Origin of the sequence: Phaeobacter sp., from assembly GCF_022825805.1 — a bacterium.
Lineage (GTDB): Bacteria > Pseudomonadota > Alphaproteobacteria > Rhodobacterales > Rhodobacteraceae > Phaeobacter.
Genome location: NZ_JAJDWC010000040.1, coordinates 1 through 15,952, shown reverse-complemented (window position 1 = coordinate 15,952; position 15,952 = coordinate 1). Strand labels below are relative to the sequence as shown.

Here is a 15,952-nt window from a genome sequence, read left to right as displayed (position 1 = left end):
CGAATACACGTCTTCGAACTTCATAAGTCGAACTTCCTGTAACACTTCTGTCCGCTTCATAACGCCTCCTTTCGGAGACATGATAAAACCGGACAGATCGCATGTTACCTACACCGGACATATCGCTTGTTAGCGACATCTGGAACGGGCAGGGGTGGCATTGCCGGGCGTACAAGGGTAATCCTCTGGCCCAAAGGCAATTAACCGGAAGGGCCCGACCATGTTCACAGTGCAGCAGATCGCTGCCGCTATTGATGCGGTTGCGGAAGGGGATCTGTCCCTAGAGATTGCGCGGGCGGCGGAGCCGCAGGACGCAGGCGTCACCGATCTTGCGATGGCCATGTCGCCCAAATATGCCGAACAGCTGAGCGCGGGCAGCGCACAGGTGGCTCTGGTCTGGGAAGGTGCCGACTGGCAGGCGATGGGGCTGAAAGCGGCGATTTTTGCGCCGCGCCCCCGGCTGGCGATGGGTGGTGTAACCCAGATGCTTGATCCCGGTCAGGGGTTTGAGGATTTCGGTGCGGGTATTCACCCAAGCGCGGTTGTCCACCCGGAGGCGCAGATTGGCGCAGACGTCACAATCGGGCCAATGGCAGTCGTCGCGCGTGGCGCGCAGATTGGCGCGGGCTCTGTGATTGGGCCGCAGTGCTACATCGGAGCAGATGCAATCATCGGAGAGCAGGCCATGCTGCGCGAAGCCGTCAGCATCGGCGCCCGCGCCACCATTGGTGATCGTTTCCGTGCACAACCCGGCGCACGGGTCGCGGGCGATGGCTTTTCATATGTCACACCAGAAGTCTCGGGCGTTGAAAATGCGCGCAAGACCCTGGGCGATCAGGGTGACAGCAAGGCGCAGAGCTGGCTGCGGATCCATTCACTGGGTGCCGTCGAAATCGGCGATGATGTCGAACTGGGTATGAATGTGACCATCGACAACGGCACCATTCGCAACACGGTGATCGGAGCGGGCAGCAAGTTGGACAATCTGGTTCACGTTGGCCACAACACCCGGGTTGGTCGCGATTGCCTGCTGTGCGGCCAGACTGGGATCTCCGGCTCTGTGGAGATTGGCAACAATGTCGTTCTGGGCGGTCAAACCGGTGTTGCCGACAATCTGTTCATCGGCGATGGCGCAATTGCTGGCGGTGGCACCAAGATCCTGTCCAACGTGCCGGCAGGCCGTGTGATGATGGGATATCCGGCTGTCAAAATGGAGACACATACCGAGATGTATAAGGCGCAGAGACGTCTGGGACGTCTGATGCGCGACATCGACGCGCTGAAGAAAGCTGTGTTCAAATAAACGCCAGGTGAACTCATGTCCGCAACAGCAGGGACTTCGGAAGACGGAATGCAAATCAAAGACCAGGTGATTGCCATTATCGCCGAACAAGCGGTGCTGGATCCTGCTGAGGTTACATTAGACAGCACATTGGAGGATCTGGGCATCGACAGCCTCGGCCTGGTTGAGAGCATTTTTGCCATCGAAGAGGCCTTTGACATCACTATCCCGTTCAATGCCAACGAACCTGACAAAAGCGATTTTGACATCTCTGATGTGGCTGCAATTGTCGCTGGGATCGAAAAGCTGATCGCCGCGCGCTGACCTCCGCAGCGCGACGGGGTTGGGCCAATAAGAAAGAAAATGGCATGAAACGTGTTGTGATCACCGGCATGGGGACCATCAATGCCTTGGGCCATACCGTGCCGGACACTTTTGCTGCTCTGGCAGAGGGGCGATGCGGCATTGGTCCGCTGATGTTTCGCGATGCCGACCGTCTGGCGATCAAAATCGGGGCACAAGTCCAGAATTTCGACGCGGCGGGCCGGTTTACGCGCCAGCAACTCAGCCTTTATGACCCGTTCACTCAATTTGCACTTGGCGCCGCACAGGAAGCTATTGATCAATCGGGCCTCGATCTGCAGGGCCATCTCGCAGAGCGTGCGGGCGTTATTCTTGGAACCGCAGGCGGCGGGGTTTCCACCTGGGATGACAGCTACCGAACGGTCTATGAGGATGGCAAAAACCGGGTCCATCCGTTCGTTGTGCCCAGGCTTATGAACAATGCCGCCGCCAGCCATATTTCGATGCAATTCGGCATAAAGGGGCCCAGTTTCACTGTATCCACTGCATGTGCGTCATCCAATCATGCGATGGCGCAGGCGTTTCAGATGGTTCGGGCCGGATTGGCGCCAGTCATGATATCGGGCGGATCGGAATCAATGCTGTGTTTTGGCGGTGTCAAAGCCTGGGAAGGGCTGCGCGTGATGTCGCCTGACGGCTGTCGCCCTTTTAGCGCAACGCGCAACGGCATGGTCCAAGGCGAAGGCGCTGCAATCTTCGTGTTTGAGGATTTGGACCACGCGAAAGCCCGCGGTGCCGATATCCTGTGTGAAATCCGTGGGTTCGCCATGACCTCCGACGCCGCGGATGTGGTGATGCCCAGCCAGGATGGTGCCGCACGCGCCATGGCGGGCGCCTTGGCCGATGGTGGTATCAACCCTGAAGACGTCGGTTACATCAACGCCCATGGCACCGGCACGGCTGCCAACGACAAAACCGAATGTGCCGCGATCCACGACGTGTTTGGTGATCAAGCGACCAAATTGATGGTGTCGTCGACCAAATCCATGCATGGCCACGTGATTGGTGGGACCGGCGCAATCGAGCTGTTGGCCTGTGTTATGGCGCTACGAGATGGCGTGATCGCGCCAACCATCGGCTATGACCGGCCAGATCCCGAATGCGCGCTGGATGTGGTCCCCAATCAGGCGCGGCGCGCTGATATTGATGTCGCGCTGTCAAACGCCTTTGCCTTTGGTGGGCTGAACGCAGTTTTGGCGCTCGCACGGCTGTAACACGCATCAAACAAGACCGCACAGAAAACGCCGCTCCAGCAGATGAAGCGGCGTTTGTTTTGAATGTAGAAGTGTGATTGGAGGTTATTGCTGAACAACATCCACTACGTTGAACCCAGCGGTGAAGCCCGACAGCGACAGATCCATCGTAATCACCTGGTCAGGTGCAGGCGCGGGCCGCAGGCTCAGCTTGGCAACATTGCCCTTCTTCATCGCATCGATGTCGCCCTGCGTCAGGCCGATCTGCGCAACGCAGCCCATGGGGTTGCAGAAAGAATAGTTGTAGCGCTTCGCGGGCGCCCCATCGATGGCGATGGTCAGTGCCGCAGGCAGCAAGGTTTCCAGTGGGACGATCACGGTCGCACCCGCAACAGCCTGGCTGCCTTCCTGGTCGATCCGGAACAGCGAAAATTCCGCCATCGGGCTGCCGGCCTCATCCGTCATAATCTGCAAAAGCGAGCAGGGATCGGTGTCCCCTTCGGTTTTCACGCAGGCCAGATCCCAATCGCCGTGTTGTTCTTTGGAGTAACGCTGGCCCAGCTGTGGGCCTTGATCAACGGGCTGGCCCAGATCCAACACATCATCGGCCTTTGGGGGCTGGGATGCGTTGGCGTCTGCGGCGGGCTGGCTCTCTTCTGTCGCGACCGCACCAGAGCTGTCCTGCGCAAGGAGCGGCAGGGGCAGGGCCATTAGCGCTGCCAGGGTCATCGGGGTCAGGGACTTCATCATGATTGCCTCATTTATCCTTGGTTCACGGCTTTGGATGTAACACGCAGGTTGCGCGCTGTCAGTCCAATAACCGTCTATTAACACTCAGGTGGCGGGGAATTGATCGCAATTCAAGTCATTCTCTCGCGGGTTCCACGATGCGTCGGCGTATGCGCAAGCTGTTCGGGCGAAAATAGAGCAAATATATCGGGTGGATGACGTGGCTCAAGATCATGCCACTGAACGCGTGTCCCCGCATTTCGCTGGCACAGATAGCAACTACAAGGCCCGCCAGATCAACACACTAAAGCCTGATCTAAAGACAACAAAAAAGGGAACAAAACTGTCCCCTTTTTCGTTTGTCTCTCCCCGTCGGACTGGCCGACTTAGTTATTGATAAGGACGTTACGAATTGGTCGGCCATGGGTCAACATGCAATGGAAAAAAAATGGCCTTCCTTTGATTTTTGTGAAGATACAGCGCGATAGGAACCGGGCTTCGCCCAAGGGTTGCTTAAATTGTTTGCGTTTCTCCATCTGTACAGATTGTCGCAGGCAAAATCCCGTCACGAATCGAGAATCGCCAGAAGTCCCCGAAGAATCATCTCTTTGTCGGCAGATCGGTCAAAGCAGAGATTGGAAACGACCCAGGATGTCGGTTTCGGCGCGCCGCGGCCGTCCGATCTGCGCCTTTAGATAAAAAAAGGCCGTGCACGGGGCACGGCCAGTCTGACAGGGAGGAAATTGTCGACGACACAACCGCATGATGGTCATCGACAATCATCACGCTCGCACGAAGAGGTTAATTTTGTATTGTTAAATGCAGCTTTCTTTGAACGCCCAAAAACGCGGCACAAATCGACAGGTAGGAATTGATATGACGGAGCAGAAGCCAGATCAGATTTTCATCGGTGGCGGCGGCGATGGCTACCAAAGCCCGCAGTCTCTTTCGCTGCGATATGCCAACCGGCATGGGTTGGTCGCCGGGGCGACCGGCACGGGCAAAACCGTGACATTGCAGATCCTGGCCGAGAGCTTTTCCAACGCGGGTGTTCCGGTGATCCTCTCGGATGTCAAAGGCGACCTCTCCGGGCTCGCCAAATCCGGTAGTCCGGATCAAAAACTACACGATGCTTTTCAGTCTCGCGCCGTGAAAATCGGGTTTTCCGACTATCGCTATCATGATGTGCCGGTCACGTTCTGGGACCTTTATGGTCAACAAGGTCATCCTGTACGCACAACGGTTGCCGAAATGGGCCCGCTACTGCTGGCCCGGCTACTGGAACTGTCAGAGGCCCAGGAAGGTATTTTGAACATCGCTTTCAGACTGTCGGACGAAGAGGGACTCGCGCTCTTGGACCTGAAGGACCTGCAGGCCATTCTGGTCTGGATCGGCGAGAATCGCAGCGCGCTGTCGCTGCGCTATGGCACTGTGTCGACAGCATCGATTGGCGCCATTCAACGTCGGTTGCTGGTGTTGGAAAATCAGGGCGGCGCGCAGCTGTTTGGTGAACCCGCGCTCGATTTGCACGACATGATGCGTTGCGATCCATCGGGACGGGGGATGGTGAACATTCTGGCCGCGGACAAACTGATGGCTGCGCCGGGTCTTTATGCAACGTTCCTTTTGTGGCTGTTGTCTGAACTCTTTGAAGAGCTGCCCGAAGTGGGCGACCCCGAAAAACCAAAATTGGTCTTCTTCTTTGACGAGGCGCATTTGTTGTTCGACGATGCCCCCAAAGCGCTGATTGATAAGGTGGAGCAGGTCGCACGGCTGATCAGATCAAAAGGTGTGGGGGTCTATTTCGTCACCCAATCCCCCGCGGATGTGCCCGAAGACATCTTGGGACAGCTTGGCAACCGGATCCAGCATGCGCTGCGCGCCTTTACCGCGCGTGACCAGAAAAACCTCCGCCTTGCAGCCGAAACCTATCGCGATAACCCGCGCTTTTCGACCGAAGATGCGATCCGAGAGGTCGGCGTCGGAGAGGCTGTAACCTCGACCCTGCAGAAAAAAGGCGTGCCAGGCATCGTCGAGCGGACGTTGATCCGACCACCCAGCAGCCAGTTGGGCCCGATCACCATAGAAGAGCGCGCTGCGATCCTGCAGGCATCTGACATGGCCGGAAAATACGACACCACATTGGATCGTCGTTCGGCTTATGAAATCCTGTTGGACCGTGCAAACCAAGCAGCCAGCGCAGCAGAAGCCGCACAACAGGCTGCGGAAACTGCCCCGGAACCGATGGCGCGGGAGTATAACGCGGCCCGCCGCTTTAGCGGCAACCGGGTCAGCAGATCCAGCGCCCTTCGCTCCAAACCCCGCGAGAGCTTTGGCTCTGCAATCAGCCAAGCTGTGATCAAAGAGCTGAAAGGCGCCACAGGTCGGCGTATCGTGCGCGGCATCCTGGGCGGGCTGTTCAAAGGCCGCTAAGCGGGCTCCAAACGAAAAACGCCGCCGAATGGATATCGGCGGCGTTTCTATGAGGCGGCAGGTTCGCCCTATTTTTCGGGCAGCAACCCACGTGGGCTGAAGCGCAGTACCAGAAGCAGGATCAACCCCATGGTCAGCAGCCGCATATGGGACGCGCTTTCCAGCAGATGCAACTTCAACGCGCTGCCATCTGCCAGACCCGCGGTCACGGTTTCCAGCAGCAACAAGCCCATCGGCTCCACCTTGATCCAGAGGAACCAGATCAGCAGTCCCCCCAGAACGGAGCCGAAATTGTTGCCAGAGCCCCCCACGATCACCATCACCCAGATCAGGAAGGTGAAGCGCAGCGGGTTATATGTGCCCGGCGTCAGCTGACTGTCCAAAGTGGTCATCATCGCGCCCGCAATGCCGCAGATCGCCGATCCCAGGATGAAGATCTGCAGGTGGCGTTTGGTGACATTCTTGCCCATCGCTTCCGCTGCAACTTCATTGTCGCGGATCGCGCGCATCATCCGGCCCCAGGGGCTCTTCAATGCCATTTGCGCCATCCACAGCAGCACCAGCAGAACGATAGTGAACATCAGCGAATAGCCAAGCTTCACATAGAGGGTGGATGCCAGAATGGGGTCCAAACCATAGCCCGCCGCTTGCTCAACAAAGGCAGGATCATTTTGCAGATCCACCTCATAGGGCATCGGACGGGGCAGACCGATCACGTTCTTCACGCCGCGCGACAGCCAGTCCTCGTTCTTCATCACCGCAATGATGATCTCGGCAATACCAAGTGTCGCGATCGCCAGATAATCGGACCGCAGGCCAAGCGCGGTTTTGCCGATCAGCCAGGCTGCACCGGCGGCCAGCAGACCACCCGCAGGCCATGCCAGCAGAACCGGCAATCCGAGCCCACCCAGGTTGCCCGCAAGCGCGGGATCAATCGCTTCGACACCCGCGACAGATGGATCAAAGATCGCGCGGTATATGAAAAACCCGACACCAAGCACGGCCACCATAGCCACCGTGCGCAGTTTGCCCGGCTCCAGCAGACGCCAGATGGCGATCGCTGCAATCAGGGACATCGCCCCCATCGCCAGCGCCATGATGATACCGACACCACCCTGGGTCCAGGCGCCAGGCGTCGGCGCACTGGACACCAACACCACGGCGAGGCCGCCGAGGGCCACAAAGCCCATGATGCCGACATTGAACAGACCGGCAAAGCCCCATTGCAGGTTCACCCCAAGCGCCATGATGGCAGAGACCAGACCCATGTTCAAAATGACCAGGGCAGAGTTCCAGGAGCCGGAGAAGAACAGAACATTGGTGGTGCCTTCCAGCAGGATCAGTACACCGACAAACAGAAACAGAAGCGAGGTTTTGACTGAATCGCTCATACTGCTTTTCCTTTGAACAGGCCCGTGGGCTTAAACAGGAGCACGATCACCAGGATCGTAAAGGACACGGCAAATTTGTAATCCGTGCTCAGCAACTGCACGAGCCCCTCGGGCTTCAGCGCCTCGGGCACAATATATGTGAGCACCTTTTTCCAGGCGTAGGTGACGGTCACCTCAGAGAAGGCGATGATGAAGCCACCCGCGATGGCACCCACCGGGCTGCCCAGCCCGCCGACGATGGCGGCCGCAAAGATCGGCAGCAAAAGCTGGAAATAGGTGAAGGGTTTGAACGACTTGTCCAGACCATAGAGCACGCCGGCAATGGTCGCCAAGGTGGCAACAATCAACCAAGTGTACATGACCACGCGCTCCGGGTTGATGCCAGACAGCAGCGCCAGATCTTCGTTGTCGGAATAGGCGCGCATGGACTTGCCCGTGCGGGTTTTATTGAGGAACCAGAACAGGATAGCCACAACAATGACGGCGGTGATGACGGTGATGCCTTGGGTCGTCTTGATCGCCAAACCTTCGCGCAATCCCGTCATTGCCTTGAATTCGCGGGCAGAAATCAGGAACCGTTCACCATCGGAAAACCGCTGATCACCGGGGCCGATTATGAAACGGACCAAACCGTTCATCATGAACATCACCCCAAGCGACACCATCACAAAGACCACAGGCTTTGCTTTCTGCGTGCGGTAGAACCGGTAAACCGTCCGGTCAGTGACCAGCGCCAGCGCCATGGTGGCGAGAATACCAAAGGGCAGGGCCAGCAGCGCCGTGGGCAATGGGCCCGCTGACAAGCCCCAGGATTGGAACAACCACGTCACCAGAATGGTGATCATCGTGCCAAAAGCCATGGTGTCGCCATGGGCGAAGTTGGAAAACCGCAGCACGGAATAAACCAGCGTCACACCCAGCGCACCCAGCGCCAGCTGGCTGCCATAGGCGATGGCTGGCACGCCGACAAAGTTCGTAAATGCCACAAGGGCGTTCAGAATATCCATCGCTTAGCCCCCCAGGAACGATTTGCGGACTTCGGGATCTGCAAGCAGGTCTTGCCCCGTCCCGGTGTAGGCATTGCGCCCCTGCACTAGGACATAGCCTTTGTCTGCGATCTCAAGCGCTTGCTTGGCGTTTTGTTCAACCATCAGGATCGGCAGCCCGGTGCGCGACACCTCGATGATCCGGTCAAACAGCTCATCCATCACGATCGGCGATACGCCGGCGGTGGGTTCATCAAGCATCAGAACCTTGGGCTTGGTCATCAACGCACGACCAACCGCCACTTGCTGGCGCTGCCCACCGGACAATTCACCCGCAGGCTGGTTGCGTTTTTCGCGCAGGATGGGAAAGAGGTCATAAACCTGTTCCATCGTATCGCGGATGTCATCGGTGCGGATAAAGCCGCCCATCTCCAGATTTTCTTCAACCGTCATGGACGTGAAGATATTCTGGGTCTGCGGCACAAATCCCATACCCTTGGCAACACGGTCTTGCGGCGTCAGCGCGGTGATATCCTCGCCATCCAGCCGCACGGCACCGCTGCGCACATTCAACAGGCCAAACACGGCTTTCATAGCGGTCGATTTGCCCGCCCCGTTTGGGCCGACGATGACAGCGATTTCACCGGGGTTCACGGCGATGGTGCAGTCATGCAGGATATCCGGCCCCTTGCCGTACCCCCCGGTCATGCGATCGCCAATCAGAAACGGCTCAGCCATTGTCTGTCCCCTTCCTCTTGCCAGAAATATCCCGGGGGAGCCGCAGAGCGGCGGGGGCAGCGCCCCCAAATTCAACGCGGCCTGCCATTATGCCTGCTCCAGTTTGTCTTTGTTCTTCAGGCCCGTGCCCAGATAGGCTTCGATGACCTGCTCGTTGGCTTTGATCTCATCAAGCGTGCCTTCGGCAAGCTTTTTGCCCTCGGCCATACAGATCACCGGGTCACACAGACGACCAATGAACTCCATATCGTGCTCGATCACGACAAAGGTGTAGCCGCGTTCTTCGTTCAAGCGCTTGATGGCATCAGCAATGGTGTAGAGCAGGGTGCGGTTCACCCCGGCGCCCACTTCATCCAGAAACACGATCTTGGCATCCACCATCATGGTGCGGCCCAGCTCCAGCAGCTTTTTCTGACCACCGGAGATTTCGCCAGCTTTCAGATCTGCGATATGGCTGATCGTGAGGAACTCCAGAACCTCATCGGCTTTGGCCCGCAAGGCCCGTTCTTCATCGGCGATGCGCTTGCGGCCAAACCACGTGTTCCAGAGGCTCTCGCCCGCTTGATTGCCGGGCACCATCATCAGGTTTTCACGGCAGCTCATGGTGGAGAACTCATGCGCGATTTGAAACGTGCGCAAAAGCCCCTTGTGGAACAGCTCATGCGGCGGCAGCCCGGTGATATCCTCACCATCCATGGTCACCCGACCGGATGTGGGCTGCAGCACGCCAGCGATTACGTTGAAAAGAGTGGTTTTTCCGGCCCCGTTTGGCCCGATCAAACCGGTTATGGAACCCTTTGCGATTTCCAGCGATGCGCCATCAACCGCGTGGAATCCGCCGAAGTGCTTATGCAAGTCCTCGACGACGATCATGTCATTTCATCCCCTGCCGTTTTTCACGGCCTTTGAATTTGGAACAGCCCGGGGACACCCCGGGCTGGTCACACGTTAACATCTGAATGAAATCAGACGATCAGCGGTACTTCACAGTGGAAACAGCGCCGTCCTTGATTTCGATTTCACGGTAGGAGCCCGCGCTCTCACCTGGGCCGATCAGCTCAACGCCAGTCGCACCCTGATAGTCGATCTCCCCGCCAGCGGCCAGGATCTCAAGTGCTTTGCCCAGTTCGCCTGGGTTGATCTGCTCACCTGGGCCGTTTGCCACGTCCAGGATTTTGCTGGCGTAATCCGCAGGTGCAACAGAGCCCGCAGCCTGCATTGCCAGCAGGATCAGAGCCGCCGCATCGTAGGATTCGCCCACATAAGCGGAGGTGCCGTCGAAGTCAGCGCCTTTGGTCATTTCGGCAAAGATTTCAGCGCCCTGGCTCTGGGAGCCCGCGATCTGACCGAAGGAACCATCTAGATCTGGACCCACGTTCTTTGGCAAGGAGTCGCCCACCATGCCATCTGGCAGACCAAAGGTGTCAAACGCGCCTGTGTCCAATGCGCCCTGGATCACACCCAGACCACCCTGGTCGAGGTAACCGGCAACAACCAGCACGTCGCCGCCGGCAGACGCCAGCGCGCCAACTTCAGCGGAGTAGTCGCCTTTGCCGTCTTCGTGCGCTGCGACGATGGTCACTTCACCACCGATGGCTTCGAACGATGTCTTGATGGCGTCGGACAGGCCTTTGCCGTAGTCGTTGTTGGTGTAGGTCAGCGCGATGGAGTTCACGCCACGGTCTTTCAGCACCTCTGCCATGATCTGACCCTGACGGGCATCAGACGGCGTGGTGCGGAAGAACAGACCGTTGTCTTCCATGGTGGACAGGCCTGGGGACGACGCCGAGGGCGACACCATAACCATGCCATTTGGCACAGCAACGTTCTGCAGCACCGCGCCGGTCACGCCGGAGCAGTCAGACCCCATGATGCCGTTTGCACCATCAGACAGCAGCTTTTCCGCGCTCGCGGTGGCAATGCCGTTGTCGATGCAGGCAGAATCTGCGCGCATGGTGACAACTTTGGCACCGTCCAGCAGCTTGCCGGATGCGCTGACTTCTGCGGCGGCCATCTCGGCGCCACCTGCCATGTGGGGTGTCAGGGATTCAATCGGACCGGTGAAGCCCAGAAGGATGCCCAGTTTGACTTCTTTTGCGTGGCCACCTGCAAATGCAGTGCCAGCTGTCAGAGCGGCGGCGGCTGTCGCCATCATCAGTTTTTTCATTTTATGAACTCCCAGTGTTGGAACACAATGTTCGACGGCGACCCTAGGCAAGCCGACCAAGAAAGGAAAGAGCAACTGTGCCCGCTGACCGTAGGTTTTTTGCCATTTTTGCTGGTTTTTTCCGCACGATTGTGACCCGCGCCGCTTCTGCCGCGACGCCTGTCGCAATTTTCAATTGGTGATAATTCTGCGCAGCATTTCCCCAGATCGTGCTAGTTCATTTTCCGTCGAGTGCCAGAGGAAATCAATCAAATCGACCTTATGCACGGGTGCATTTGGGGTTGGGCAGTTCAGCACCTATTTTACACGGTAACGCTTGCACCCGCGGGTTCAGATGGGCGCCATCACAGGTATACAGGCAGGCTGGCATAGCCGAGCACAGTCAGGGTTTGGCACAGTTAGGGTTTGGCACAGTCAAGGTCGGGCACCGTCAGTCGCACTCAGGGAGGAAAAACCGTCATGTTGATTTCTTACACACAGGTCCAGGGCGATCGGACATCCGAGGATCGTGACAACGGTTGCTCGTACCCTGCTGCAGACTACGAGCCCAAAGGCAGAAGAGCGCGGCCCGTCCACAATTCAGCGGGACTGCTAGCCAGCGCGGTGTTTCTGACCTACGCGTGGCAGTCCGCTCTGGTTGCACAGACGATGGCCACGAGCCAGGGCGATTTGCAGGTTGCCCCCGTGGTCACAGGGTTGGATGTGCCCTGGGGGTTCGACTTTCTGCCCGGTGGCGGCATTGTCGTCACCGAACGAGAGGGCGACCTGCTGTTGGTCCAAAACGGTCAGGCCAGATCTGTTCGGGGCGTCCCAGACGTGGTGGCTGCCGGGCAGGGTGGATTGCTGGACGTGCTGGTCGCGGAGGATTTCGCCAGCAGCAATCTTGTCTATCTCAGCTATGCGAAAAAGGTCGGGCAGGGCAGCGCCACCGCCATTGCACGCGCGCAATTGGATCTGGCTAACGCGCGCCTTGTAAACCTCGACGATATCTTTGTGGCAGCGCCCGCCAGCACAACGGGTCGACATTACGGGTCGCGCATGGCCGAAGGGCCAGACGGGTATATCTACTTCACCATCGGTGACCGGGGTGATCGCCCATCCGCGCAGTCGTTGGCGTCACACAATGGCAGCGTTTTGCGCATTCACCCCGATGGGCGCGTTCCAAATGACAATCCGTTTGTGAGCCGACAAGATGCCTTGCCGGAAATCTGGTCGTTCGGTCATCGCAATCCGCAGGGGCTCGGCTTTTCTCCGGACGGTCAGCTTTGGGCGGTCGAACATGGCGCGCGTGGCGGCGATGAAGTCAATCACATCCGTCCAGGTGCCAACTATGGCTGGCCAATCATTGCTTACGGACGGCATTATTCCGGGTTGAAAATCGGCGAGGGCACGGAGCGCGACGGCATGGAACAGCCCGCCTATTACTGGGACCCCTCCATGGCGCCGTCGAACCTGATGGTATATTCCGGCAAGATGTGGCCGGAGTGGGAGGGCGATGTTTTCGTCGGCTCGCTCAAGTTCAACTATATCGCGCGCCTGTCGGAAACCGCCGGAGGGGGCGGAGCATCTGGGCAATCCCTGACCGAAGTCGAACAGCTCAAGAGCGTGGAAACCGGTCGGATCCGCGATGTGCGCGAGGCGCCGGATGGCAGCATCTGGTTCGCATCACAAGGAGATGGTGCGATTTATCGCTTATCCCGTTGACGGATTTCCGTGCCTGAGGCCGGCATGAACTGGAGCTGGCATGATCTGGCAGGGCGGCGATGCACATCCCTGCCAAATCCTTGTTCAAAACGAAGGCAGCGCCGTCAGGCCGGCGCCCCTTTGGTCCCGCGTTCGCGGTAGGGGGTGGTGTTGTAATGCGCCCGGTAGCATTTGGAAAAATGCGAAGGCGAGGCAAAACCACAGGCTAGGGCGACGTTGATCACGCTCATATCCGTTTGCATCAACAGGTTGCGCGCCTTCTGAAGCCGCAGTTCCATGTAATACCGCTTTGGCGAGCGGTTCAGATACCGGCGAAACAAACGCTCCAACTGACGGGTCGACATGCCGACATTCTGCGCCAAAACCGATGGGCTGATCGGCTCTTCGATGTTGGCTTCCATCATTTGGATCACCATCGACAGTTTTGGGTGGCGCACGCCAATCCGGGTCGGGATCGACAGACGTTGGGTGTCCTGGTCGGTGCGGATAGAAGAATAGATCAGCTGATCCGCAACCGAATTGGCGAGATCTTCGCCATAATCACTGGCCACAAGTTTCAGCATCAAATCAATCGATGAGGTCCCGCCAGCGGTCGACATGCGGTTGCCGTCGATCACAAAGACGGATTTGGTCAGCTCGACTTCAATGAATTCTTCACTGAAACTGTCAGCGTTTTCCCAATGGATCGTAGCGCGTTTACCGTCCAAAAGCCCGGCGCGTGCCAGCGCATAGGACGCCGTACAAAGCCCACCCACCACGAGACCTTTGCGCGCTTCGCGGCGCAGCCAGGACAACAGCTTCTTGGTCGTGGCATCCTGCACCGAAATCCCGGCACAGACCAAAATCGTGTCGTCCCGCTGCAGTTCGATCAGATCCTCATCCACCTGGAACGATGTGCCCGCCGAACAGCTGACTGTGGTGCCCCCTTTGCTGAGCAACGTCCAGCTGTAGGCCTCGCGCCCCAACATCCGGTTGGCGATGCGCAGGCATTCCACCGCGGATGCGAACGACAACATCGAAAAACTGTCCAATAAAACAAAGGCAAAGCGGCGTGTTTGCGGCTGTGACCCTTTGGTATGTGTTGGCGTGCTTGGTGATCGCATGGCCAGCGTCCTTGTCGTTTTCGTTGGTCTTTCGCACTGCAAGGAGAGAGCGAAAGTCAGGGATCGTGTTCATAGCTTTGCGGCCGCGTCAAGAGTTTGCAAATCTAAACTGGTCAGCGGAAGCGGGATTTCGTATAGGTAGCGCCCACATTACAAGATTTCATTCGGAGAAACAGCTATGAGTGAGTGGCAAAAATCGACCTGGCGCCAGAAACCGCGGGTACAGATGCCAGACTATACCGACGCCAATGCGCTGTCGGCGGTAGAGGCTCAGCTGTCAAAGTATCCGCCGTTGGTCTTTGCAGGCGAAGCCCGCCGTCTTAAACAACACCTGGGTGCTGCCGGCCGTGGCGAGGCGTTCTTGCTGCAAGGTGGTGACTGCGCCGAGAGCTTCGATCAGTTCAGCGCTGATGCCATCCGTGACACCTTTAAGGTGATGCTGCAGATGGCGATGGTTCTGACCTATGCGGCCAAAGTCCCTGTGATCAAGGTTGGCCGCATGGCTGGGCAATTCGCGAAGCCGCGCAGCGCACCCACCGAAACCGTGAACGGTGTGGAACTGCCGAGCTACCGTGGTGACATCATCAATGATCTGGCCTTCACCGAGGCGTCGCGCGTTCCGGATCCAAAACGGATGTTGCAGGCCTACACCCAGGCGGCCGCCACCGTGAACTTGCTTCGTGCATTCTCGACCGGCGGTTATGCCGATGTGAACCAAGTCCACGCCTGGACACTTGGCTTTGCCGAGGGCGAGAAAGCGGAACGCTACAGAGAGATGGCGAATCGGATTTCCGATACGCTTGATTTTATGAAGGCTGCTGGCATCAACAATGACACGGCCCACACGCTGCAATCGGTGGAGTTCTACACCAGCCACGAGGGTCTGCTTCTGGAATACGAAGAGGCGCTGACGCGTCTGGACAGCACCTCTGGCAAATGGCTTGCCGGGTCGGGACATATGCTGTGGATCGGCGATCGCACCCGTCAGCCTGACGGTGCGCATGTCGAATTCCTAAGCGGTGTGCAAAACCCGATCGGGCTGAAATGTGGTCCGACGACCACCGCCGAAGATCTCAAAGTGCTGACGGAAAAGCTGAACCCCGAAAACGAAGAGGGCAAGCTGACCCTGATCGCACGATTTGGTGCTGGCAAAGCGGGCGAGCATCTGCCCCGTCTGGTGCAAGCGGTGAAAGAGGTTGGTGCAAACGTCACTTGGGTCTGCGATCCGATGCACGGCAACACCATCAAATCCGCAACCGGTTACAAGACCCGCCCATTCGAAAGCGTTCTGCGCGAAGTGCGCGATTTCTTTGGTGTCCACGAAGCAGAAGGCACCATCCCGGGTGGCGTCCATTTCGAGATGACCGGCCAGGACGTGACCGAATGTACCGGCGGCGTGCGTGCGGTGACTGATGAAGATCTCAGCGATCGCTATCACACCGCCTGTGACCCGCGCCTGAACGCGAGCCAATCGCTCGAACTTGCGTTCCTGGTGGCGGAAGAGATTTCGCAACTGCGCGATCGCACCGCAACACGCGCCGCGGTGTAACCGCGCCCAGGCTGCATAGCGGCTGAAAAAACAGGCCCCTGCGTTACGCGCGGGGGCCTTTTCAATTTCATCTTGATCCCAGCTGCTGAGCGAGTTGGTGAGCAGACTGTGCACATCTTGGCCTGGTTGCCCCCTTGTGATTGGGTCAAACGCGTGATGCCTACGGAATCAGATTTCTAGGCAGCACACCTATAAATTCCTTATCATTCGTATTGGCTTGTGCTTCATTTCCAGCAAAACAACATGCTGGGGTGTGAAAATGGCGCGTTCGGACATGAGCGATCTGGAGTGGGAGTTCATCAAGGCAGTCTTGC

The 15,952-nt window shown here is 57.9% G+C and carries 13 protein-coding genes; 6 read left to right on the top strand and 7 right to left on the bottom strand.

Going from position 1 to position 15,952, the window contains the following annotated elements; translation table 11 throughout:
* Nucleotides 1-220 precede the first annotated feature (220 nt).
* Genes lpxD through Q0C28_RS04335 form a run of 3 tightly spaced genes read left to right on the top strand, consistent with a single transcriptional unit; the run spans nt 221 to nt 2,859 of the window.
* Nucleotides 221-1,303 (top strand): UDP-3-O-(3-hydroxymyristoyl)glucosamine N-acyltransferase, encoded by a 1,083-nt coding sequence (gene lpxD, locus Q0C28_RS04345; RefSeq protein WP_293573427.1) that lies wholly within the window; start codon nt 221-223, stop codon nt 1,301-1,303.
* Between the two features lie 48 nt (nt 1,304-1,351).
* A complete protein-coding gene (locus tag Q0C28_RS04340; protein WP_293573426.1) occupies nt 1,352-1,606 on the top strand; it encodes an acyl carrier protein in 255 nt (84 codons plus the stop codon).
* A 44-nt stretch (nt 1,607-1,650) separates the two neighbouring features.
* A complete protein-coding gene (locus Q0C28_RS04335) occupies nt 1,651-2,859 on the top strand; it encodes a beta-ketoacyl synthase (protein WP_293573425.1) in 1,209 nt (402 codons plus the stop codon).
* Nucleotides 2,860-2,943: 84 nt separating this feature from the next.
* On the opposite strand, the gene Q0C28_RS04330 is transcribed toward Q0C28_RS04335, so the two are convergent.
* Entirely contained in the window at nt 2,944-3,588 is a 645-nt protein-coding gene (locus tag Q0C28_RS04330) for an invasion associated locus B family protein (RefSeq protein ID WP_293573424.1), read from the bottom strand.
* An 855-nt stretch (nt 3,589-4,443) separates the two neighbouring features.
* Between Q0C28_RS04330 and Q0C28_RS04325 the strand changes: the two genes are divergently transcribed.
* Entirely contained in the window at nt 4,444-6,000 is a 1,557-nt protein-coding gene (locus Q0C28_RS04325) for a helicase HerA-like domain-containing protein (protein WP_293573423.1), read from the top strand.
* Nucleotides 6,001-6,068: 68 nt separating this feature from the next.
* Here Q0C28_RS04325 and Q0C28_RS04320 read toward each other — a convergent pair whose 3' ends face one another.
* The 5 genes from Q0C28_RS04320 to Q0C28_RS04300 all read right to left on the bottom strand — a co-directional run bounded on the left by Q0C28_RS04320 (nt 6,069) and on the right by Q0C28_RS04300 (nt 11,282).
* Nucleotides 6,069-7,391 carry a branched-chain amino acid ABC transporter permease gene (locus tag Q0C28_RS04320; protein ID WP_293573422.1) on the bottom strand — a complete coding sequence of 441 codons (1,323 nt, stop codon included), beginning with the start codon at nt 7,389-7,391 and terminating at the stop codon, nt 6,069-6,071.
* The gene (locus tag Q0C28_RS04315; protein WP_293573421.1) at nt 7,388-8,398 is read right to left on the bottom strand and encodes a branched-chain amino acid ABC transporter permease; all 1,011 of its coding nucleotides are present in this window, start codon (nt 8,396-8,398) and stop codon (nt 7,388-7,390) included. Before Q0C28_RS04315 ends, Q0C28_RS04320 begins: the two co-directional genes overlap by 4 nt.
* Nucleotides 8,399-8,401: 3 nt before the next feature.
* The gene (locus Q0C28_RS04310) at nt 8,402-9,115 is read right to left on the bottom strand and encodes an ABC transporter ATP-binding protein (RefSeq protein ID WP_293573420.1); all 714 of its coding nucleotides are present in this window, start codon (nt 9,113-9,115) and stop codon (nt 8,402-8,404) included.
* 87 nt (nt 9,116-9,202) lie between these two features.
* Nucleotides 9,203-9,988: an ABC transporter ATP-binding protein gene (locus Q0C28_RS04305; RefSeq protein WP_293573419.1), complete on the bottom strand. Its 786-nt coding sequence runs from the start codon at nt 9,986-9,988 to the stop codon at nt 9,203-9,205.
* Between the two features lie 100 nt (nt 9,989-10,088).
* Nucleotides 10,089-11,282 carry an ABC transporter substrate-binding protein gene (locus Q0C28_RS04300; protein ID WP_293573418.1) on the bottom strand — a complete coding sequence of 398 codons (1,194 nt, stop codon included), beginning with the start codon at nt 11,280-11,282 and terminating at the stop codon, nt 10,089-10,091.
* A gap of 459 nt (nt 11,283-11,741) precedes the next feature.
* Between Q0C28_RS04300 and Q0C28_RS04295 the strand changes: the two genes are divergently transcribed.
* The gene (locus tag Q0C28_RS04295) at nt 11,742-12,986 is read left to right on the top strand and encodes a PQQ-dependent sugar dehydrogenase (RefSeq protein ID WP_366934223.1); all 1,245 of its coding nucleotides are present in this window, start codon (nt 11,742-11,744) and stop codon (nt 12,984-12,986) included.
* Between the two features lie 104 nt (nt 12,987-13,090).
* Here Q0C28_RS04295 and Q0C28_RS04290 read toward each other — a convergent pair whose 3' ends face one another.
* Entirely contained in the window at nt 13,091-14,089 is a 999-nt protein-coding gene (locus tag Q0C28_RS04290; protein ID WP_293573417.1) for a GlxA family transcriptional regulator, read from the bottom strand.
* 178 nt (nt 14,090-14,267) lie between these two features.
* Here Q0C28_RS04290 and Q0C28_RS04285 point away from each other — a divergent pair, with 178 nt between their 5' ends.
* Complete coding sequence (locus Q0C28_RS04285) at nt 14,268-15,638, top strand: class II 3-deoxy-7-phosphoheptulonate synthase (protein ID WP_293573416.1); 1,371 nt, start codon at nt 14,268-14,270, stop codon at nt 15,636-15,638.
* Nucleotides 15,639-15,952 lie beyond the last annotated feature (314 nt).

What these genes read in the sequence shown, in the direction of transcription:
- Q0C28_RS04320 (WP_293573422.1), bottom strand. Translation starts at nt 7,391, where the DNA reads ATGAGCGATTCAGTCAAAACCTCGCTTCTGTTTCTGTTTGTCGGTGTA.
- Q0C28_RS04290 (WP_293573417.1), bottom strand. Translation starts at nt 14,089, where the DNA reads ATGCGATCACCAAGCACGCCAACACATACCAAAGGGTCACAGCCGCAA.
- Q0C28_RS04340 (WP_293573426.1), top strand. Translation starts at nt 1,352, where the DNA reads ATGCAAATCAAAGACCAGGTGATTGCCATTATCGCCGAACAAGCGGTG.
- Q0C28_RS04315 (WP_293573421.1), bottom strand. Translation starts at nt 8,398, where the DNA reads ATGGATATTCTGAACGCCCTTGTGGCATTTACGAACTTTGTCGGCGTG.
- Q0C28_RS04295 (WP_366934223.1), top strand. Translation starts at nt 11,742, where the DNA reads ATGTTGATTTCTTACACACAGGTCCAGGGCGATCGGACATCCGAGGAT.
- lpxD (WP_293573427.1), top strand. Translation starts at nt 221, where the DNA reads ATGTTCACAGTGCAGCAGATCGCTGCCGCTATTGATGCGGTTGCGGAA.
- Q0C28_RS04335 (WP_293573425.1), top strand. Translation starts at nt 1,651, where the DNA reads ATGAAACGTGTTGTGATCACCGGCATGGGGACCATCAATGCCTTGGGC.
- Q0C28_RS04310 (WP_293573420.1), bottom strand. Translation starts at nt 9,115, where the DNA reads ATGGCTGAGCCGTTTCTGATTGGCGATCGCATGACCGGGGGGTACGGC.
- Q0C28_RS04300 (WP_293573418.1), bottom strand. Translation starts at nt 11,282, where the DNA reads ATGAAAAAACTGATGATGGCGACAGCCGCCGCCGCTCTGACAGCTGGC.
- Q0C28_RS04325 (WP_293573423.1), top strand. Translation starts at nt 4,444, where the DNA reads ATGACGGAGCAGAAGCCAGATCAGATTTTCATCGGTGGCGGCGGCGAT.
- Q0C28_RS04330 (WP_293573424.1), bottom strand. Translation starts at nt 3,588, where the DNA reads ATGATGAAGTCCCTGACCCCGATGACCCTGGCAGCGCTAATGGCCCTG.
- Q0C28_RS04285 (WP_293573416.1), top strand. Translation starts at nt 14,268, where the DNA reads ATGAGTGAGTGGCAAAAATCGACCTGGCGCCAGAAACCGCGGGTACAG.
- Q0C28_RS04305 (WP_293573419.1), bottom strand. Translation starts at nt 9,988, where the DNA reads ATGATCGTCGTCGAGGACTTGCATAAGCACTTCGGCGGATTCCACGCG.